The following is a 20,444-nucleotide window of genomic DNA, read 5'->3' as shown; positions in this document are numbered from 1 at the left end:
TTTTTACTTTTTAAAGATTGTTTTTCTTGATGATTCATATTCTTCGAGATATCCTATAGTGCTTGCCCCCTTATTTACATTTTGCGACAGTAAGTTTAATGCCTTTTGTGTTTCCCTTAAAGCCACTTCGGGATCATCAAAGGTACCAAGGTCATTATCATTAGGCTGCCTGTCAATAAAGGTAAACACCCCAAGTAAAATCACCACGCTTGCAGCAACCGATAGCCATGCAACATATCGTTTTCTGGTTTTTAATGGTATCGTTTTTTCAAAGCGCTGGTTTTTCTCATGGGCAAAATACCCAAACATTGGCCTGTATTGCTCCAGATGAGGCGCCACATCGTGTGAAGAAAAGTACATCTTAAGCTGGTTTTCTTCAGCAATACTGGTTTCTGCGTCAAAGTATTTATCTATAAGTATTTCAATTTCTCTTAATTCCATAATTGTGCATTTTAGTTAATTCGTCCCTCAGTGCTTTCCTGGCTCTGGATAATGCCACCCTCACTGCCGTTTCGTTCATCTCCATTATTTTGGCAATCTCTTCAAATTCGTATTGCTCTACATCCCGCATTTGCAAAATAAGCCGCTGTTGTTCGGGGAGCGTATTCATTATTTTCTCTGCCCATTCCCATGTGTCGCGGTCTTCGGTTTGCTTTTGCAGTCCCGGTTCACGGTCACTGTAGTTTGAGTGTACTAACCGCAATTCGGTAGCCCTTTTAGACTTTAACTGATCCAGGCAGTAGTTTTTTGTTATTGTCATAGCCAGGGCTTCCACACTCGAATAGTTATCCAGCTTAGCCTTATTTTTCCATAACCTTACCAAAACTTCCTGAGTAGCATCTTCGGCTTCTTCGTTACTAACTAACAGCCGTTTTGCCAGCCTGAAAACACGGTCTTTAAAAGGAGTAATAATATTTACGAACTCCGTTTGATTCATAATAATTTGCTATCGTTGTTTGCGGTTTTATAATAGGAAGACGAATACCCCTGTTTTTTGTTACAAATAATATTAAAAATATTAAATTTACGTTTTATACTTAAAACTGCTATATATGAAAAAGATAAGTATTGCCCTTAGCTTACTGCTTATTTCTGCTTTTGCCCTGCAAAGCTGTGAAGATATGGACGATAATGCCGTTCCGGTAAACGATTTTATATGGAAGGGGCTTAACCTGTATTATTTATGGCAACCGGAAATCCCAAACCTTGCAGACGACAGGTTTGGTAACCAGGGAGAGCTTAATGCCTTTTTACAAAGCTATTCCAGCCCTGAGAGTCTTTTTAACAGCCTTTTATATGTAGATCCAACAAACCCTGCCAAAAGCGACAGGTTTAGTGTTTTAGTACCCGACTATAACGTACTGGAAGCTGCCCTACAGGGTGTAGCTAAAAGTAACGGAGTAGAATTTGGACTTGTGTATACCGATGCTTCACAAACCAGCATATTTGGATATGTACGTTATATATTACCCGATAGTGATGCTTCTACTAAAGATATTCAACGTGGCGATATATTTTATGCTGTAGACGGAACTCCCCTTACACCTGCCAACTACAGAAGTCTTTTAGCTGCCGAAAGTTATACCTTAAATCTTGCCGATTATAATGACGGGACTATTACCCCAAACGGTGAAGAGGTTAGCCTTACCAAATTTCAATATGGTGAAAACCCGGTTTATTTTTCCGATGTGGTATATAACGAAGGCGGTAAAACTATTGGTTACCTTATGTACAATGGTTTTTTTAGCAGCTATGATAACGAACTGAATACTGCTTTTGGTAACCTTGCAGCACAGGGAGTTAACGAACTGGTGCTTGACCTGCGTTATAACGGAGGCGGATCGGTACGTACGGCAACCTACCTTGCCAGCATGATTACAGGTCAGTTTGAAGGACAGCTACTGGCTAAAGAACAGTGGAACCCTAAACTACAGGATTACTTTGAAAACAATAACCCAAATGCACTGGTAAATAACTTTGCCGGAGCGTTAAGTGACGGAACAGGAATTAATCATCTTAACCTTAATAAGGTATATATACTTACAACAGGAAGTACGGCTTCTGCCAGTGAACTGGTAATTAACTGCCTTAAACCTTATATTGATGTAGTACAGATAGGTACTACTACCATTGGTAAAAATGTCGGATCGGTTACATTATATGATTCTGCTGATTTTTCTAAAAATGATGTAGACCCAAGTCACCGTTATGCTATGCAGCCTCTGGTACTTAAAATAGTAAATAAAAATAACTTTGGCGACTATGAGGAAGGTATAACCCCTGATATTGAGATGCCTGAAGATTATGATAACCTTGGCGCAATAGGAAACCCTGGCGAACCATTACTGGCAACTGCGATTGGCCAGATTACAGCTAACGGACGAATGATGCCGCAACAACCTGCAAGAGAACATAAAATATTTAAAACCTCTAAAACCATGCAGCCATTTGGCGATGAAATGTATATTGAAGAGGTACCGCAAAATTTAGGTCATCTTATAAAAAAGCTACCATAATAAAATTCGAAAGGCTTCCCTAGGGAAGCCTTTCTTTTTAAACATAAACAAAATTACTTTATTTTAGCTAGTAATTTAATTGTTAAAGTAGAAACTGTTAGGTCCAACTCCTACTACGTGTGTGCTTATTAATGTACCATTAGTACCGTAAATATAAATTTCGCTGTCTGAAGCAAAGTCACCGCCATCAGCAATGTATACCTTACCTTCACTTACATTAAACCCATACATTGCACCCCATTGAGAACCTGACTCATAGCTAAATAAAGCTTCTGTAGGCAATGTTGTTGAGTTCAAAGATAAGCTATAAACGCTAGTTCCGACAGTATAGTATATAGAATTATCAGAAATTGTAAGATTTTTTGCACCAGACATCTCAGCAGTAAGCTCAATAGTACCGCTAACTGTATTGTTTGCCAGGTTTATTCTGCTTATTTGAGTATCACCCATTACATATAAAGCACCATCTTCTTCGTCAAAAGAATTTGGAGAATCACCAAGTTCAACAACTGCTTCAACAGTATTGTTTGCAGGGTTGAATACAGTTACCGATGTTCCGCTGCCGTAGTATCCGTTAGTAATGTAAAGCTTACCGTTTTCTGTAAGTACTCTTTCGGCATAATTGTTAAGTTCTACTGTAGATGTAGTAAAGCTTGCAAGATCAATCACTGTTAGGAAATCATCCGGATCTGCATAATTAGATGTGTTAGTAATATAAGCCTTACCGTTAATAACCGCACCATAACGAGGGTTACTGAAATCAGTTTCGATACTTGCAACAAATTCAAAAGTATTTCTGTTTACTACAGTTACTTTATTTGCCTGACCCGAAATGATAAATGCATAATCATCACTAAAGAACATTGACTGCAAATAAGTACCTATAGCAGGAGCATCAGGGTTTACAGCAGTAAATATATCCTGCTCTACAGTACCGTCGTTACCAATAAAAGACACAGTACCTGTAGACGGGTTACTGTTACCTTCGTTTAGTACAAAAGTTCCGTTCTCATAAGCACCGGAAGCAACAGATACGTTATCGTCGTCACTGCTACAGGATACAAAAAATAAAGAACCGGCCAATAAGGCAAATAATGAATTCTTAAGTTTCATAATAATAGTTATTAAGTTTAAGTTAGAGTTTTAAAGTGAAATAAAAATTAAAGTTTCTGCCTGGCATTTGCCTGCTGTCTACACTAACATAATCAGCATTCCAAACATTAAGCACCTGTGCTCCCAGTTTATAAGTAGTCGTTTTTCCAAAAGTATATTCGGCACCTAGGTTACCTGTAGTATAGGCATCTATATTGTACCTCGAGTTATTGTCCGATCTTGTAAACACCTCTCCGGTATATAAAAACTGATAGTAAGCAGTAAGTTTATTATATGCGTAAGACAGCGTCCCCGATCCTTTATGATAAGGCACATATATAAGCTGGTTACCGGTGTCTTCGTTTTCGCTACGGGTATAACCATAAACTGCGGTAAGCCCCAATTTGTGTCCGTTAAATTCCCTATTGTATTTAAATACCGTTTCTATACCATAGGTTTTAACCCTGTCGGTATTTTGTGGTCGCCACACACTACCCGTAGGCAGCCAGCGCAGCATATCTTTAAGTTTTATATAATACCCCGTTACGGTTAGGCTGGCATTTTTAACGGTAAACTCATTACCTATTTCTCCCTGTATTGAGCTTTCGGGTTTCAGGTCGGTATTACCGCTACCCTGCCAGTATAAATCCTGGAAAGTAGGTATCCTGAAGTTTTTAGATCCGTTTACCCTTAGCATGTAAAAATCGGAAAAACGATATTTTGCTCCTGCCGAATACAAAAACGGACTCTCATAATTATTAGTAGCCTCTTTTCTTATACCCGCCTCATACATTAATTTGTCAGTAACCGAATGACTAAACAGTACGCTAGCCGAACCTATATGCCTTTCGGCACCCTCAAGATTGGAACCATACCCTTTGGTTTGGGTAAAGTTCAATACCGAGTTTAGCTTCATTTTACTGTTAATTTGGAAGAGCAGGTCGTACTTCCCTATTATAGATTCTGATTTTCCGTAGGTATAATCGTCTTTATAAATATTATCAAAATACTTGTACTTCTCACTCAGGTAAGCAGCCTTTAGTTTTGAGGTAAACCTGCCATAATAGCCTGTCCACTCCAGCATGTTCCTTGTATCAAAATTATCATACTTCGTTCTTGTTTCCGATGGAAATATGAGCGAGAAATGCCTTTCCCCATCAAACAGGTAGCCGTAATAGGTAAGGACATTTTTTTGATTGATTTTATACCCCACTGTAGCCGAGGCACTGTTGTTATAATACTGCCCGTTAAGATTATGCCCCTCCTTACCTACGTAATCATAATCGTTATCAGAGCTGTTTCTGGTAAAGCTAAGGGATGCGCTAAACTTATTTGTAGCCATTGTCCCTGCATAATGCAGTCCAAGTGTATTAAAGCTGCCGAAGTTTGCCCTAAGCTCGTTAGTGAATTTTTCTTTATACTCAAGTTCGTTGTTCAGGTGAATACTCCCGCCTATGGCACTACTACCATAAATAACACTTCCGCCTCCTGCCCTAACATCTATGGCATTAAAGTCGCGGGTATTTATTACGTTAAAGTCAGTTTGCCCTGTTAACTGGGAGTTTATGTTTATACCGTTCCATATCACAGCAGTTTGCTGAGCGGTTGTTCCCCTGAATGACGGAGACGAAACCATACCCAGTCCGTTTTCCTTAAAATAGATGGTGGTATTGTAGTTTAAAAATGAAGTAAGTGATGATTGATTTATCCCGATAACCGAATCGTTTAATACCAGTACCTGCTGCGTATTTGAAAAATCACGCAATTGCGTGTCTGATATTATCACCTCTTTTAAAGGGACAATAGTATCCTGCTGCGCCCAAAGCTGATGGCACAATACAAGAGTTAATACAAGGATGAGTCTGTTAAATGTCATAATTTCCAGAACCTTTTTTCCCGAAGGTTCGATAATTGTTAACACTAAAGGCAGGTCTCCTGGCTTGCGTACTGTTGTTTACCTTCCCACCCATACAGGCAGTGGCTCGCAGTTAACAACAGCCTCCCAAAAGGGATATAGCTTACAGTTGCGGGAACAGCTCAGGTATTGCACCTGATTCCCTTTTAATACAGTGTGCGGCCGGCACACTATAACCTAAAGTTGGGTGCAAATATAGGATTAATATTGAAATTTATACATTTGCAGCAGCTTAATATTTGTTATGAAAATCTTACACTACCCTATTCTTCTTTTTTTATTACTGGCAGTAACAGGCTGTAAAAAACAGGAAAAAGCACACGAAGAAACTACCGAAACTGTAGAGAATTCAATAGTTTACGCCAGCGGACTGGAGTTGTACAAACACCCCGGTTATACCATAGTAAAAGTGACCAACCCGTGGCCTGATGCTACGGAAACCTTCACTTATGTTATGCAGAAAAAAGATGCTGTTGTGCCCGATAGTCTTAAAAAATATACTACTGTACAGGTACCGCTGCAATCAATTGTGGTGACTTCAACCACACACATACCGGCAATGGAAATGCTTGGTGTGGAAAACACTTTAGTAGGCTACCCCGGTACTGACTTCATTTCAAGCGAAAAGACAAGAAAACGTATTGATTCGGGACTGGTTAAAGACGTAGGTCAAAACGAAGGACTGAATACCGAAATTATGATTGACCTGTCCCCCGATGCTGTTGTGGGCTTTAGTATAAGTAGTAACAACAAATCCATGAACACCCTGCAAAACAGCGGGCTAACCGTTTTATACAATGGTGACTGGACCGAGCAAAGCCCGCTTGGAAGAGCCGAATGGATTAAGTTTTTCGGGGCACTTTACAGCAGGGAAAAAGAAGCCGATATTATTTTTAAACAGATAGTAAAAGATTATAATGAAGCTAAAAAAATAGCACAAAACACTACCGAAAAACCTACTGTTATGGCAGGCGCAATGTTTCAGGATCAATGGAACCTGCCACAGGGAGGAAGTTGGGGAGCGCAGTTTTTAAAAGATGCCAATGCCGACTATCTTTGGAAAGATACAGATGGGACCGGAAGTCTTAGCCTCTCCTTTGAAACCGTATTGGATAAAGCCGAAAATGCCGAATATTGGATTGGACCAAACAGCTATACATCTCTTAACGAAATGACTGAAAGCAACCCGCATTATGGGCAGTTCCGGTCATTTAAAAACAAGAAAGTATATTCCTTTGGTACTAAAAGAGGTCCAACCGGAGGATATGTATATTATGAGCTTTCGGCCACAAGGCCAGATCTTGTTTTAAAAGATCTTATCAAGATATTTCACCCGGAACTGTTGCCGGATTACGAACTTTACTTTTTTGAAAAATTAAACTAATCCACCGTGCTGTACACCAAACGATATACACTTATTTTTATACTGCTTGGCATTAGCCTTGTGGCGCTGTTTTTGGTTAATATCAGTTTGGGATCGGTTAGTATTCCCCTCAGGGAAGTGTTTAACAGCCTTATTGGCAAAGGTGCTTCAAAGTCGGCATGGGAATATATCATAATCAACTACAGGCTTCCTAAAGCGCTAACTGCAATTATTGTGGGCATGGGGCTGTCAATAAGCGGATTGCTTATGCAAACGCTCTTCCGCAATCCATTGGCAGGGCCTAGTGTTTTAGGCTTGAGTTCGGGAGCCAGCCTTATGGTAGCCATTGTTATTTTAGGTGCCGGGATTGTACCTGCCGTAGGTAGTTTTTTCTCATCGTCATACGGACTCGTACTTGCCTCTACCCTTGGTAGTTTACTGGTATTACTGGCTGTATTGATAGTAGCACAAAGGCTAAAAGATACAATGGCAATACTAATTGTAGGTTTAATGTTCGGGAGTTTTGCAGGGGCCATTGTAGGTGTACTGTCTTACTTCAGTAATGCCGAACAGCTACAAAAATATACGTTTTGGGCATTGGGAAGTTTAGGTAATCTTTCGTGGGAAAACATCACTATACTATGGAGTGCCAGTCTACTTGGACTTGCTATAGCCGTTACCTGTATTAAACCGCTTAATGCTATGCTGCTTGGCGAACGTTATGCCAAAAGCCTTGGGATAAACTTTAGCCAAACACGCTTTACAATCATACTGGCAACCAGTATTATTACGGGCTGTATTACGGCATTTACAGGACCTATCTCGTTTATAGGTATTGCCGTACCCCATATTGTAAAACTACTGTTTAAAACCAGTAGCCATCTGGTATTATTTTGGGCAACACTGCTTGCAGGTGCTGCCATAATGCTTATTTGCGATACGGTAACCCAATGGCCGGGAAGCAGCTTTGTATTACCTATAAACGGTATTACATCTATAATTGGTGCGCCAATAGTGATATGGCTTTTGTTCAGGAAAAAGAAAGGGGTATTCAGTTAAATTCAAAAAGTGATGGAAACAGTATTAGCGGCAAGTAATCTTAGTATTGGTTATCCTGAAAAAAAACAGGAAGCTATTATTGCACAGCATATTAACCTCAACCTTAAAAAAGGTACGCTTATCGCATTAATAGGTGCCAATGGTATAGGTAAATCTACCCTGCTGCGTACCTTAACCGGAATTCAGCCGCCTATTAGCGGGATTATTCAGCTTAACGGAATTAACCTAACTCAACACAACCCTAAGGAACTGGCTCAAAACCTAAGCGTGGTACTTACCGAGAAGCTTCCGCCAAGCAACCTTACGGTTTATGAACTTATTGCACTGGGAAGGCAGCCTTATACCAACTGGTTAGGCACACTTACCGAAGAAGATAAGCTACAGGTAAAAAGGGCACTTCAACTTACCCAACTTGAGCATCTCGCAGACAGAAAGTATTATGAAATAAGTGACGGACAGTTACAAAAGGTGCTAATCGCCCGTGCCCTGGCACAGGACACGCCTTTTATAGTACTGGACGAGCCTACCACTCACTTAGACCTACTGCATAAGGTAAGCCTGTTAAGACTCCTGAAAAAGCTTACACAGGAAACCGATAAATGCATACTCTACTCCACACATGACCTAGACCTTGCCCTGCAGTTAAGCAGTGAGATTGTTGTAATGACTAAACAGGAAGTAATACAGGACTCTCCTGCTAATTTAATTAGCAACAAGGTTTTTAACAGGTTATTTAATGATGACAGCATAACTTTTGATGCTGAAAAGGGTGGTTTTACCGTGAAGGAATAAGCACTTTGACTTCGGCTTTTTCTTACGCATTTAACAAAAGCTAAACACAGTCCTCGCCTATTATTCTGTAACTTTACTGTAAACCAATACCTAAATAATCATGGCTAATCAGTTTACAATAACCTATCCGGGTGATAAAACAAGTCTGCTAAACAAGATAAAAAGTTCTATAGGCGACAAGGGTAATCTTGCCGGAGACGACCAGCACGGAAATTTTGAAGGCAGTACCCCTTTGGGAAAATTCTCGGGTTCCTATAGTATAGATGGAGATGATATTACCATAACCATTGATAAAAAACCAATGCTTATATCCAACAGCAGGATACAGGAAGAGTTTGAAAAAGCCTTAAACGACAAATAATATGCATAAAATTACCTTACTTATACTATTTATATGTACAACTATAAAGGCACAACCTCCTTTAATGGAACTACACTCAAATGGTTTTGATCCTGTAGAGGTAAGTATCCCCTCCATACCTGTTGAGTTATTCATAAAAGCGACCGATACATGGGCTTATGAATATAACCGACTTAAAAGCCCGGTGGATGTTACTAATGTAACTGCAAATACTATAACCATTAGTGCCTATAAGAAAAACGCCTTTTATTACCGTAACCGTGGCGAGGCTTTCTTTTACAAAATACGCTATACCATGACCATTACTTTTCATGTTAACAGCTACACTCTTGACTTTAAAGTAGGTGATATTTATACCGACGGAGACGTACTGGTTGAATACAAACTTCCTGATTATTTTACCTCATCGGGCAAGCTGAAGGACGGTTATAACATGCTGGACGAATCCCTGCAAAAAACAGTAAACGACATAGTGAACTCACACTATAATTTTATTATAAAGTACCAGTAGCTAAGGCTTTGTTAAACCTTTTTGTTTTATGATTCATTAGTAGTAATATTATAATAACAACCTAAAAAAACAAAAAGCTATGTCACAGGAAACAAAAAATAACCCTAAGGATTTAGGTTCAAAAAAGATAGACAACCATCAGAAAAACGAAGGCTTTAGCGGAGAAAACCTACCCAATAATTACAATCCCGGCAGCCGCTTTTTAAATCCTGAAACCGAAAAAGATGAAGAAGGCAATAAGGAACTTCAAAAACGCGCCCGCGATGTAAACGAGGGAAAAGCAGTACCGGTTAGTCAAAGCGATAAAACCGTGAATGATAAAGGTGAAGTGGTAGACAAAAACCGTGGTACCAAAAACGAAACTGAAGATAAGGAAACCGCCGAGAACAGGGATTTCAATTCAGATATTGAAAAAAACCGTTATCCGGCATCACATCCCGAAAACAAAAGAGATCGCGGAAATACAGAACATTAAAAAAGGCAGGTTATACCTGCCTTTTTTGTTTACTCTTCCTCTTTAATAAACTGTATATTGGCATGTAGGTGAATTTCCTCTCCCAGTACCAGTCCGCCTGCCTCTGTAGTATCATTGGCATGGATGTTAAAATCATTTCGGTCAATCTCGCCGCTAATATCAAATCCGGCTCTCATATTACCAAATCCGTCTCTGGCTTCTCCGCCAAACAATACCTTAAACGTAATCTCCTTAGTAACATCTTTAACGGTAAGATCCCCTTTTAAATCATACTTATCGCCATCTATATGGTTAAATGATTTTGAGACGAACTGCATTTCAGGATAGTAATCGGCATTAAAAAAATCGGCCGACTTCAAATGCTCATCCCTTTGTTCATTATTGGTGTCTACACTGTATACGTCTATAGTCAGCTTAAAGTCTGCATCAGTAAAATCATCTTTTCCGGCATGCATAGTGCCCGAAAATAACCTGAAATGCCCTGTAACATTAGCAATAAGCAAATGCCTTATTTTAAACTGTATATCGGAGTGAGCCAAATCGAGAATCCATTTTGCTGTTTTCATAATTATATGTGCTTTAAAAAAAACTGGTTAATAGTGATAAATGATGTTTTTATAAGTAATACCTTATAATACACTACTAATTTACTCACTATTGTATACTGTTTTACAACTCATTGCGTGAATTGTTTGTTAAACTTTCCTTTATATATGCTAACTCTCAAAATGCTAACTGGCTACCAGTAGCGGGGTTAAGGACTTTGTTAAAGGTTTTTATAACATTTTGCATAAAAATGAGTGTTAATTAACTTCAATATCAATAAGTTATGACTGAACTTTGTATACATCAACCTAAAGGAATAATATTATGAGTAATAAAGATAAAAATCAAACTCCGGCACCTAAAGTATCAAGCGGCAAGGATTTGAGCGAGAAGAAAACTCCTGAGTTGAAAAAGAATTTTAAAAATGCCGAAAAGGGTGCTTCGAAAAAGGAAAATCAACCTGACAATTAAAATTAAAACCAGTATTAATATTTAAATGTAAGTGTTATGAGTACCGAAAAAAGCAACAACATATATACAGGGCAAATGGGAAACAGGCCAAGCGAACCTATAAGAGCCGGTGGGCGTAATGCTGACAGGAGTTATTATAAGGACCAAATGAACAGTGGGGCTTTTATTGCCCATAACATAAGTCAGGGAAGGGATGTACGTTCCAGAACGTATAACGAAGCCGAACAGACCTGGAAGGAACAGCAAAAGCCCAACCCTGATAATAAACAATAATACAAAGCCCTTAAGGGCTGCAACATAGGATATAGGATAAGAGAGTTTTTTGTGTGGTTCTAAACTATCTATTTCTAAAGAAGCCTGCTGTTTAGCAGGCTTCTTTTATTATACGCGTTGATTATCGGCTTTCCAGTTTTTTATTGATTTTTTAATTGCTTTAGAATCGAGGTTATCGGCTATTGCTTTTTCCAGCAGTGCCGGCATTTCCTCATCGGGGGCAAAACGCAGGGCAAACAACTGCCCTTTGCTTAGCTTATCTTCATAAGGTTCAAGGCGCTGCCCTGTAGTAGCAAAATAGCGGTAACGCAGTTCCTGTAGTACAATCCTGTCCTGTAAAGTTAAGGCATAGTGCTGCCTTAGCATAAACGACAATAGGGTAACCGAAAAGAAAGCCAGAAACAGGAATACCCATATAAGCCAGTTTTCATTATCAAATGAATGCCCCACACAAAATCCCATCACTAATAACATTACAGGGTAAAATACAAAATGATGTGGGACATAATACCTTACATGGTTTTTATAATTCTGTTCCATTTTATTTTATTCTATTCCTTTAAGGAAGTTTACAATACGCGAAGCGATTTCCTTCTGTCCATCCTGTGATGTAAGATATTGCCTGTCGTTTTCATTTGAAAGGAATCCCATTTCAAACAATATACCCGGAGCTTCTGTATTTTTAAGTATATAAAATCTTGCTTCTTTTACAGGAGTCACTTCAAATCGGTCGCTCATTACTTCTGATAGTTTTGCAGCATATTCCTTTGATTTCTGATTTTGGGCAACATCCTGACCAACAAAAAATTCCATTCCTGATTTATCCGATTTATCGGTCATATTAATGTGCAGGGATAAAACCAAATCAGGCTTAATATTATTGATAGTTTCAACCCTGTCTGTCAGTTGCTGAAACTCATCATTATTTCTGGTAAAGTGAATTACCACTTCTTTATCATCGTTAAGCTCCTTTACTTTTTGGGCGATAGATGCTACAATATCTTTCTCTAAAAAGTCATCATGCTTAGCTCCAAAATCTTTACCACCGTGACCAGCATCTATAACAACATTGATTTTTTGGGTTTCAGTTTCCGGTAATGCAAAAGCAAAACAAACAATTACTGCCATTGCAGCAAGGTTTCTAATAAGGTGTTTTTTCATAAGTAGTTGGTTTTTATGGTTACTATATATACAGTACAACATCAAAAATAACGAAAAAATTGTGTACATCTGTAGGAAATACAATACTTTTAACGGAGCCTTATACCATTTTCACTGGCTTCCATTAGTTTTTCAAGCCTTGAAATTTTGGTTTTTTCCTGTTTGGCAGATATAACCCAGTGTTTCATTAAATTTTTATAGTAAGGTGGCTGATTGTTAAAAAACGCCCATGCTTTTTCGTTCTGTTCAAAAATACTTGTATGTTCAACACTAAACTCGGCAGGAGCTTTCCTTTCATGGCAATATATTTTAGATCGGTCTTCATTAAGCTTTTCATAGGCAGCAATCCCCATAGGAAAAACCCTTCCTAACTGTAGCTGTTCTTCCATCTTCTTAACGTTTACAGCACTCCACACACTGTTGGGACGGCGTGGCGTAAACCTTATGGAATAAGCTTCTTCACTTACTGTACGTCTTATCCCGTCTATCCAGCCAAAACATAAAGCCTCATCTACCGATTCAGGCCAGGTGATACTTGGCTTTCCTGTACCCTTTTTATAATAGCCCACAAGTAGTTCGGTTTTTACCTCATGGTGTTTTTCAAGCCATTCCCTAAAGTGGGCCGGAGTTTCAAAAAAGTGTAATTCCATAAGCCCGGTATTAAGAAAGTATAGGTATGATTTCGTTAAGCTTTTTAATCTCATAGAAATTATCGTGCTCAATTTCGTGGTCTATCATTTCGTGTGCCCAGGTAGTTTTAAACGGAACATGACAGGCATATCCGCCAATATTAAGTACCGGCAGCACGTCTGACTTTAATGAGTTCCCAATCATGAAAAACTCATGTGGTTCTATATCAAGCCTTGAAAGCAGTTTGTTATAATTGAGTTCTTTTTTATCGGCCATTACTTCTATGTGGTGAAAATAATGCCCCAGTCCGGAATCGTGTAATTTGCGCTGTTGATCTTTAAGGTCACCTTTTGTAGCCACAACCAGCCTGTACTTGCCCTGTAAAGCTTTAAGAGTCTCTTCTACCCCATCCAGTAACACAATAGGTTTTTGCAGGAGTTCTTTCCCAAGGTCTATAATTTTTTGAATGTGCTTTACGCTAACCGTCCCGTCTGATACTTCAATGGCTGTTTGTATCATGCTCAGTATATAACTTTTTATACCATAACCGTAAAGCGGAAGATTATCTACCTGATGTTTAAAAACGGCTGCCGAAAGGCTTTGATGGGATAGGTAGTTTTCCATCAAACCGCAAAATTTCTTTTCGGTTTCCTCAAAATAGGGTTCATTAATAAACAGGGTGTCGTCGGCGTCAAAAGCGATTACTTTAATGGATTTCATGGCGTATGATAAGGGTTTTCTACAAATTTACAGATTTTAACCTCATCACACCACACTTATCTCACCCTTATAAGTTCAAACATACCGGGGTACTCCACTACCAGTCCGTTATCATCAAAAATAATCTCCGCCTCAAAGTCTTTTAGATTATCAAATCTATACAGCCTGCTGCCTAAACGGGTATACTTTTGCCGCTCACGGCGCACTTCATTTTGCAGCACATCAATATAAATAACACTCAGTTCGGTAGTTTCGCCCTCGGCAAGTTGCAGTCCGTTTACCGGAAGTGTATTGGTAAACGGCGAAATAGAAATATCCACATAATTACAGCCCTCAAAATTAAAATGAGGCAAATTCTTTTTACACTTCCAGTGTCCGTTTTTATCCAGAGAAAGTGCATGTTTATAGGTATTATCGGCTATACTGGCACTTATTTCAAACGACTGAACCTGCCAGTCCCTGTTAAGCTGTAACCAGTATTCAACATATACGGGCTTGTTTTTCGCCCAGCCTTCAATTTCAGAATGTACCATGATACTCGCATCATGATAATTTACGGCACAGTATTCATCTGTGTCATACATCACCCCCTTCCATAAAATACTCAACTGCATAACCGTAAAAATTAAAAAGCGGTTTTGACATGTGTATCAAAACCGCATCTAATTTACTATTTTTCAGCCAGATAATCAATGAGAAAAGACACAGAATTACCTCCTTGCCCTTAGAATTCCAACTTTATTCCCCGAATCGTTCATCAACACCCCACCATGACCTATATACAGGTTGGTATCGGCATTATCGGTAAGCATCATTTTATAGCCCGCTTTGTTAGAACGTACCAGTTTTGCTACCATATACACCTTATCCTTATCCACCTGTACAAGGTTTCCTTTTTTGGTTAGGTAGTACTCTCCTTTGGGATCTGAACTAAAGTAGGCATCGCTGGCTATATTATTATTGTATTTAGCACTTTGCTGAATTTTATCGGCTCTTGTTGGCTGCGTTTTTATTTCTACCTGCTTAGGCTTAGTAGGTGCTTTTACTATAGGTTTAGTTTCCGGTTTTGGCTTTGGGCTGGTTGTTTTCACCTGTGCAACTGCTGCCGTATTAGCCTGAGAGTTTCCGTTTGCCCTTGTCCAGCCTGTTGCTATGGCAACCAACCTGTCTCTTTTTGGCGGATGCGTATGCGAACCCTTTATGCTGGCTATGGTTTCCATAACTGCCTGGGCATCGGTAAGGCTTGCTCCCAGTTTGTTAAGTACAAAGCCCGAAAACTCATCGGCATCCAGTTCGGTTTGTGGCCTGCTGCCTACCTTATCAAGTGTATGTCCGTTAAGGTGGTGTCCTATTTCATGTGCCAGTATGCTTACGGCCGCCCAGTCGCTACCGCTTACCGTATTGATGCTCGACATGAATTTAGGATTGTATAGAATGTATCGCTTACCCTTTAGCACTACTGCAGCTGCATTTGGTACATTGGCAGCGCGCAGTTCAAAATTGGCTTTTAACCCAATTACCGACATGATGTTTTTTATTACCATTTCGGCTTTTGCATCAGGTTTATAGGCATGTATATCGCCCGTAACCTTTTCGCCATAATAACTGCACATTTGAGTATATTTTGCCGATGTAAATACCTTTTGTGCATGTACTCCGGCGGCATTACATAGGGCTACGATAAGTAGTAAGGCTTTTAAAATCTTCATAGGCCAGAGAGAAAATAAATTTAACATTTGGTTATCAGCTACATAATAGTAACGGAATATTTTTGAGTGTTAGTATGAATTTTAACACCACGGGTACTAAAACGTTTTCTGTTAATGATATGTTAATTCAATAATTAAACAAACGTTTAATTTAAACAATCGTTTAACTTTGTGCCGGAATTTTGAAATTGCAAAACAATGACAGAATACAACGAAAAACAATTAGATATACTCATGGCAGCAGAGAGCCTGTTTGCCAGCGAGGGGTTTGACGGGACATCAATAAGAAGCATAGCAAAGGTTGCAAAAGTCAATATTGCTATGATTTCCTATTATTTTGGGTCTAAAGAAAAAATGCTTGAAGCACTTATTCTTCACCGCACATCTGACATGAAAATGCAGTTGGACAACATTTTTAAAGAAGACCTTACTCCGCTTCAAAAGGTAGAACGCCTTATAGACCTTTACATTTCGCGTATTAACAAAAACAAATGCATGTACCAGATTCTGCACTTTGAACTTTCTACAAAGAAAAGACTGATGGACATGAAGTCGTATGCCGAAGTGAAGCAGCAAAATATGGCAGCCTTTAGGAAGATAATAAGGGAAGGACAGGAAACCGGACTGTTTAAAACAAACATAAACATAGAGCTAATTCCTCCTACCATTATGGGTACCCTTGTGCATTTCCAAATGAACAGACCATTTTTTGAGGCAGAACTGGGAATAAAAACAGATGAAGCCTACGAAAATTATATCAAAAAAGAGTTAACGAGTCACATTAAACAAACAATTAAAGCCCTTTTAGTTCATGAAAACTAAGAATTTACTATTGGGAGCTGCACTGTTTATATCGGGGTTTGCAACATTGCAGGCACAGGAGAAAAAACAGTTAAGCCTTGATGATGCCATAGGCCTGGCAGTTACCCAAAGTACTGAGGCAAATCTTGCCGATACAAAAGTTTCCACTTCAAAATATGAAATGGAAAGCGTAAAGAACAACATTTATCCTGAGGTAAAACTTTCGGGTCAATACCAAAGGCTAACAAACCCTAACGTTACACTAAAACTACCTACCGGCGACAGTAATGATGGTGAAACAGCATCGGGTTCTCCAAAAGTAGACCAACTTATGCTGGGTATGGCTACCGTAGGCATGCCTTTATTTTCGGGCTTTAAGCTTAAAAATAGTGTAGAAGCATCTAAAGATGCTTATAATGCAGAGACTTTTAATGCTGCCCATACCAAAGAGCAAATTGCCATGCAAACCATAGTACTTTATTCTAACCTTTATAAGGCACAGGAGTCGGTTAAACTTATAGAGGAAAACCTTAAAAGTGCTAACCAGCGCGTTACCGACTTTACAGCTATGGAACAAAACGGTATTATTGCCCGTAACGACCTTCTTAAAGCGCAGTTGCAGGCATCAAACATTCAACTGTCGTTAGAAGATGCTAAAAAAACGGTTTCAACTATTAACTACCAGCTTATTACTATGCTAAAGTTACCAGAAGGAACTCTTGTTGAGCCTAACCCGGCTTACTTTGAGAATTCTGAAGAGATGGTTACCGCAGTTACTGCCGAAGAGGCCATTAGCCAACGAAATGACCTTGAGGCACTTAGATGGGAACAAAAGGCAAGCGAGGCTAACGTAAAAGTCGCTCAGGCAGACTACTACCCTACTGTTACACTTTTAGGAGGATATGCAGCCGTTGATATTAAAAATGTTTTTCAGGTTACCAATGCCATTAACTTTGGTGTGGGTGTATCATACGACCTGTCTAACCTGTTTAAAAACAACAAACATGTAAAATCGGCTTCAAGCCGTGCCGAAGCTACTAAGCAACAGGTTGAGTTGCTTACCGACAGGATTAAGGTACAGGTGCAGGAATCTCTTGAAAACTACAACCTTGCCATTAAGCAAAACAGAGTATACACCGAAGCTGTGACCCAAGCCGACGAAAATTACCGTATTGTAAAAGATAAATATGATAACGGCCTTAGTGATACTAACGACCTTTTAGAGGCCGATGTACAACAGCTACAGGCAAAACTTAACGAAACATTCTCCAGAGCAGATATAACACAACGTTACTATGAACTGCTTAACGTTTCAGGAAAATTAATCAATTCATTCAACATTACTCAACAAAATAATTAATATACCTCCTCATGGAAAAAAAGAAAACAAACAAGAAGTTTCTTATCATACTTATAGTACTTGTTGCCGTGGGTGCTACATATGGTACTTATAAATATTTACACTCCCTTGCTCACGAAACTACCGATGATGCACAGGTAGAAAGAAACATGAGCCCTATTATACCCCGAGTAACAGGTTACATCACTAAGGTATATGTAAAAGATAACGATTATGTAAAAAAAGGTGATACCCTTTTTGTTATAGATGATAAAGATTACATCGTTAAGGTGGAAGAAGCTAAAGCCGCTCTTTTGGCTGCCGAAGGTAACCTTGCCGTTGCAAAGGCAGATGTGGGAAGTGCTACAGCAAACGTATCGGTATCTGATGCTAATTTACAATCTACAAAAGGTAACATTGAGGCTGCTAAAGTAAGATTATGGAGAGCTAATAACGACTTTGAACGTTATGAGAACTTATATAAAAACCACTCTATAACTAAACAGCAATTTGAGCAGGCTCAGGCTGCTAAGCAGGAGGCTGAAGCCCAACTGAAAGTACTTGAGCAACAACAGGCAGCAAGCAACTACCAGAAAAATGCGATTATTTCAAAATCAAATGTATCCAACAAGCAAACTGAAGTTGCTGCTGCCAACATTGAGCGTGCTAAGGCTGCACTTAATGCCGCCGAACTTAACCTGGGGTATACAGTGGTTACGGCTTCTGTAGACGGACAGGTATCTGCTGTTGATTTACAACCGGGGCAACTTGTAGCTCCGGGGCAGGCATTATTTTATATTACAGATCACAGCGAAACATGGGTAGTTGCCAACTTTAAAGAAACTCAGCTTAACAAAATGAGAGCCGGACAGAAAGTAGGCATTAAGGTAGATGCTTACCCTGATATTGAGTTTGAAGGTGTTATTACATCATTCTCACCTGCAACAGGAGCAAAATTCTCTCTTTTACCTCCTGATAATGCTACGGGTAACTTTGTAAAAACAGTACAGAGACTACCTGTAAAAATCAATTTAACTGAAAATAACGAGAAAGAAAAAGTAGACCTGCTTCGTCCCGGAATGAACGTTGAAGTAGATGTACACTTAAAATAATATGGCAGCAACAGTAACACAGGATGACAGCCTGGTAGAATATGGCTTTAGGCGGGTAATTATTACCATTACCGCGGTACTGTGTGCCCTGCTTGAAATTGTAGATACTACCATTGTCAACGTAGCGCTAAATGAAATGCGCGGTAGCCTTGGGGCAACGCTTACTGATATTGCCTGGGTAATTACCGCTTATGCCATCGCTAACGTAATTATTATACCAATGACGAGCTGGCTGTCACAACAGTTTGGCCGTCGAAATTATTTTGCCGTATCTATTGTCGTATTCACCATAGCATCATTTTTATGTGGTAATGCTACCAATATCTGGGAACTTGTATTATTCAGGTTCATACAGGGTATGGGTGGTGGTGCACTGCTTGTAACGGCACAAACCATTATTACCGAGAGTTACCCTTCTGAAAAAAGAGGTATGGCACAGGCCATATATGGTATGGGAGTAATTGTGGGGCCTACATTGGGTCCGCCACTGGGAGGTTACATTGTAGATAACTACTCATGGCCTTATATATTTTACATTAACGTACCACTGGGTATTATTGCAACCCTGCTTACCCTGATATATGTAAAGAGCCCTAAGTATGGCGAAAAGATGAAAGCCAACCAGGTGGACTGGTGGGGTATTATTTTCCTTGCCTCCTTTATTGGATCGCTGCAATATGTACTGGAACACGGACAGCAGGACGACTGGTTTGCCGATGGTACTATAGTAACACTAAGCGTTGTAACCGTATTTGGTTTACTTGCCTTTATATGGAGGGAAATGACATACAAGTTCCCTATTGTAAACCTCAGCGTTTTAAAGGACAGTAACCTGCGTATTGGTACGATAATGTGTTTTATACTCGGTTTCGGTTTATATGGCTCTACATTTATAGTACCTATATATACCCAGTCTGTTTTAGGATGGACGGCACTCGAAACCGGTTTATTACTTATACCAAGTTCATTGACAACAGCCTTTATGATGCCTATTATTGGTAGGCTTATACAAAAAGGAGTTCCACAAACTTACATGGTAGCGTTAGGATTCCTTATCTTCTTCTTTTTTACGTTTTGGATGCACAACATCATTACAAACGATACAGGATCAGAACACATGTTTTGGCCACTTATATTAAGAGGTATGGGACTGGGATTACTTTTCGTACCTATTACTACCCTATCGCTTTCTACCCTACAGGGTAAAAGTATTGGTGAAGGTGCGGCCTTTACAGGTATGATGCGTCAGTTAGGAGGTTCGTTTGGTATTGCAATTATTACCACTTTTATCTCACGTTTCAGTCAGCAGCACAGGGTAGACCTGATAGCCCACTTAAACGGAGCCAGTTTTGAGGTACAGCAACGTGTACATCAGTATCAGCTTAAGTTTATGGGTAATGGTTTTTCTGCCAGTGAAGCGTTGGCAAAAGCACACCAGTTACTGGACCTTAATGTTACAAGACAGGCCACTATACTGTCGTACATGGATGTATTTATGTACCTAGGTATTCTGTTCCTGCTTTGTATACCGTTTATACTGCTTGTAAGACGTGGTAAAGGCAAGGTAGACATGAGCGAAGCCATGCACTAAAATTTTA

Annotated in this window: 24 protein-coding genes and 1 riboswitch; of the genes, 13 read left to right on the top strand and 11 right to left on the bottom strand. The window is 39.4% G+C overall.

Annotated elements, in window-relative coordinates:
* Positions 1–3: 3 nt before the first annotated feature.
* Both ABS768_RS16685 and ABS768_RS16680 read right to left on the bottom strand, forming a co-directional pair.
* Entirely contained in the window at positions 4–441 is a 438-nt protein-coding gene (locus ABS768_RS16685) for a hypothetical protein (RefSeq protein WP_408076096.1), read from the bottom strand.
* The gene (locus ABS768_RS16680; protein ID WP_408076095.1) at positions 422–937 is read right to left on the bottom strand and encodes an RNA polymerase sigma factor; all 516 of its coding nucleotides are present in this window, start codon (positions 935–937) and stop codon (positions 422–424) included. The genes ABS768_RS16685 and ABS768_RS16680 overlap by 20 nt, the downstream gene beginning before the upstream one ends.
* A 115-nt stretch (positions 938–1,052) precedes the next feature.
* Here ABS768_RS16680 and ABS768_RS16675 point away from each other — a divergent pair, with 115 nt between their 5' ends.
* Positions 1,053–2,516, top strand: coding sequence for a S41 family peptidase (locus tag ABS768_RS16675; RefSeq protein WP_408076094.1), 1,464 nt, complete (start codon positions 1,053–1,055; stop codon positions 2,514–2,516).
* Between the two features lie 75 nt (positions 2,517–2,591).
* Here ABS768_RS16675 and ABS768_RS16670 read toward each other — a convergent pair whose 3' ends face one another.
* A complete protein-coding gene (locus ABS768_RS16670) occupies positions 2,592–3,629 on the bottom strand; it encodes a YncE family protein (RefSeq protein WP_408076093.1) in 1,038 nt (345 codons plus the stop codon).
* Positions 3,630–3,651: 22 nt separating this feature from the next.
* Positions 3,652–5,484 carry a TonB-dependent receptor plug domain-containing protein gene (locus tag ABS768_RS16665; RefSeq protein ID WP_408076092.1) on the bottom strand — a complete coding sequence of 611 codons (1,833 nt, stop codon included), beginning with the start codon at positions 5,482–5,484 and terminating at the stop codon, positions 3,652–3,654.
* Positions 5,485–5,516: 32 nt separating this feature from the next.
* Positions 5,517–5,719, bottom strand: a riboswitch (cobalamin riboswitch).
* 48 nt (positions 5,720–5,767) lie between these two features.
* Here ABS768_RS16665 and ABS768_RS16660 point away from each other — a divergent pair.
* The 6 genes from ABS768_RS16660 (at position 5,768) to ABS768_RS16635 (ending at position 10,084) form a co-directional block, all read left to right on the top strand.
* Entirely contained in the window at positions 5,768–6,907 is a 1,140-nt protein-coding gene (locus ABS768_RS16660; protein ID WP_408076091.1) for an ABC transporter substrate-binding protein, read from the top strand.
* A 6-nt stretch (positions 6,908–6,913) separates the two neighbouring features.
* Positions 6,914–7,945, top strand: coding sequence for an iron chelate uptake ABC transporter family permease subunit (locus tag ABS768_RS16655; RefSeq protein WP_408076090.1), 1,032 nt, complete (start codon positions 6,914–6,916; stop codon positions 7,943–7,945).
* Positions 7,946–7,957: 12 nt separating this feature from the next.
* Positions 7,958–8,737, top strand: a complete 780-nt coding sequence (locus tag ABS768_RS16650) for an ABC transporter ATP-binding protein (protein ID WP_408076089.1) — start codon at positions 7,958–7,960, stop codon at positions 8,735–8,737.
* A gap of 100 nt (positions 8,738–8,837) precedes the next feature.
* On the top strand, positions 8,838–9,098 hold the full coding sequence (locus tag ABS768_RS16645; protein ID WP_408076088.1) for a hypothetical protein: 261 nt from the start codon (positions 8,838–8,840) through the stop codon (positions 9,096–9,098).
* 1 nt (position 9,099) lies between these two features.
* A complete protein-coding gene (locus tag ABS768_RS16640) occupies positions 9,100–9,609 on the top strand; it encodes a hypothetical protein (RefSeq protein WP_408076087.1) in 510 nt (169 codons plus the stop codon).
* Positions 9,610–9,688: 79 nt separating this feature from the next.
* Entirely contained in the window at positions 9,689–10,084 is a 396-nt protein-coding gene (locus ABS768_RS16635; RefSeq protein WP_408076086.1) for a hypothetical protein, read from the top strand.
* 29 nt (positions 10,085–10,113) lie between these two features.
* On the opposite strand, the gene ABS768_RS16630 is transcribed toward ABS768_RS16635, so the two are convergent.
* Positions 10,114–10,650, bottom strand: coding sequence for a YceI family protein (locus tag ABS768_RS16630; protein WP_408076085.1), 537 nt, complete (start codon positions 10,648–10,650; stop codon positions 10,114–10,116).
* 304 nt (positions 10,651–10,954) lie between these two features.
* Here ABS768_RS16630 and ABS768_RS16625 point away from each other — a divergent pair, with 304 nt between their 5' ends.
* Both ABS768_RS16625 and ABS768_RS16620 read left to right on the top strand, forming a co-directional pair.
* Positions 10,955–11,101 (top strand): hypothetical protein, encoded by a 147-nt coding sequence (locus ABS768_RS16625; protein WP_330444094.1) that lies wholly within the window; start codon positions 10,955–10,957, stop codon positions 11,099–11,101.
* 36 nt (positions 11,102–11,137) lie between these two features.
* The gene (locus ABS768_RS16620) at positions 11,138–11,374 is read left to right on the top strand and encodes a hypothetical protein (protein WP_330444093.1); all 237 of its coding nucleotides are present in this window, start codon (positions 11,138–11,140) and stop codon (positions 11,372–11,374) included.
* A gap of 108 nt (positions 11,375–11,482) precedes the next feature.
* On the opposite strand, the gene ABS768_RS16615 is transcribed toward ABS768_RS16620, so the two are convergent.
* The 6 genes from ABS768_RS16615 to ABS768_RS16590 form a co-directional block, all read right to left on the bottom strand.
* Complete coding sequence (locus ABS768_RS16615; RefSeq protein ID WP_408076084.1) at positions 11,483–11,914, bottom strand: DUF6526 family protein; 432 nt, start codon at positions 11,912–11,914, stop codon at positions 11,483–11,485.
* A 6-nt stretch (positions 11,915–11,920) separates the two neighbouring features.
* Entirely contained in the window at positions 11,921–12,535 is a 615-nt protein-coding gene (locus ABS768_RS16610; RefSeq protein ID WP_408076083.1) for an N-acetylmuramoyl-L-alanine amidase, read from the bottom strand.
* 89 nt (positions 12,536–12,624) lie between these two features.
* Complete coding sequence (locus tag ABS768_RS16605; protein WP_408076082.1) at positions 12,625–13,185, bottom strand: YdeI/OmpD-associated family protein; 561 nt, start codon at positions 13,183–13,185, stop codon at positions 12,625–12,627.
* A gap of 10 nt (positions 13,186–13,195) precedes the next feature.
* The gene (locus ABS768_RS16600; protein WP_035135767.1) at positions 13,196–13,885 is read right to left on the bottom strand and encodes an HAD family hydrolase; all 690 of its coding nucleotides are present in this window, start codon (positions 13,883–13,885) and stop codon (positions 13,196–13,198) included.
* 56 nt (positions 13,886–13,941) lie between these two features.
* Positions 13,942–14,499 (bottom strand): putative glycolipid-binding domain-containing protein, encoded by a 558-nt coding sequence (locus ABS768_RS16595; protein ID WP_408076081.1) that lies wholly within the window; start codon positions 14,497–14,499, stop codon positions 13,942–13,944.
* Positions 14,500–14,595: 96 nt separating this feature from the next.
* The gene (locus ABS768_RS16590; RefSeq protein WP_408076080.1) at positions 14,596–15,594 is read right to left on the bottom strand and encodes a M48 family metalloprotease; all 999 of its coding nucleotides are present in this window, start codon (positions 15,592–15,594) and stop codon (positions 14,596–14,598) included.
* A 198-nt stretch (positions 15,595–15,792) separates the two neighbouring features.
* On the opposite strand from ABS768_RS16590, the gene ABS768_RS16585 reads away from it, so the two are divergent.
* From ABS768_RS16585 to ABS768_RS16570, 4 genes are read left to right on the top strand one after another with little or no spacing between them, the layout of a single operon-like run.
* The gene (locus ABS768_RS16585) at positions 15,793–16,416 is read left to right on the top strand and encodes a TetR/AcrR family transcriptional regulator (RefSeq protein ID WP_408076079.1); all 624 of its coding nucleotides are present in this window, start codon (positions 15,793–15,795) and stop codon (positions 16,414–16,416) included.
* A complete protein-coding gene (locus tag ABS768_RS16580; RefSeq protein ID WP_408076078.1) occupies positions 16,406–17,755 on the top strand; it encodes a TolC family protein in 1,350 nt (449 codons plus the stop codon). Before ABS768_RS16585 ends, ABS768_RS16580 begins: the two co-directional genes overlap by 11 nt.
* Positions 17,756–17,766: 11 nt before the next feature.
* Complete coding sequence (locus ABS768_RS16575) at positions 17,767–18,846, top strand: HlyD family secretion protein (RefSeq protein WP_408076077.1); 1,080 nt, start codon at positions 17,767–17,769, stop codon at positions 18,844–18,846.
* A 1-nt stretch (position 18,847) separates the two neighbouring features.
* Positions 18,848–20,437: a DHA2 family efflux MFS transporter permease subunit gene (locus ABS768_RS16570; RefSeq protein ID WP_408076076.1), complete on the top strand. Its 1,590-nt coding sequence runs from the start codon at positions 18,848–18,850 to the stop codon at positions 20,435–20,437.
* Positions 20,438–20,444: the final 7 nt, after the last annotated feature.

This window comes from Flavobacterium rhizophilum, assembly GCF_046000485.1.
In the GTDB taxonomy this organism is placed as follows: domain Bacteria; phylum Bacteroidota; class Bacteroidia; order Flavobacteriales; family Flavobacteriaceae; genus Flavobacterium; species Flavobacterium rhizophilum.
Note: the sequence above shows the minus strand (reverse complement) of the source record. Positions and strands in the feature narration are given on the sequence as shown.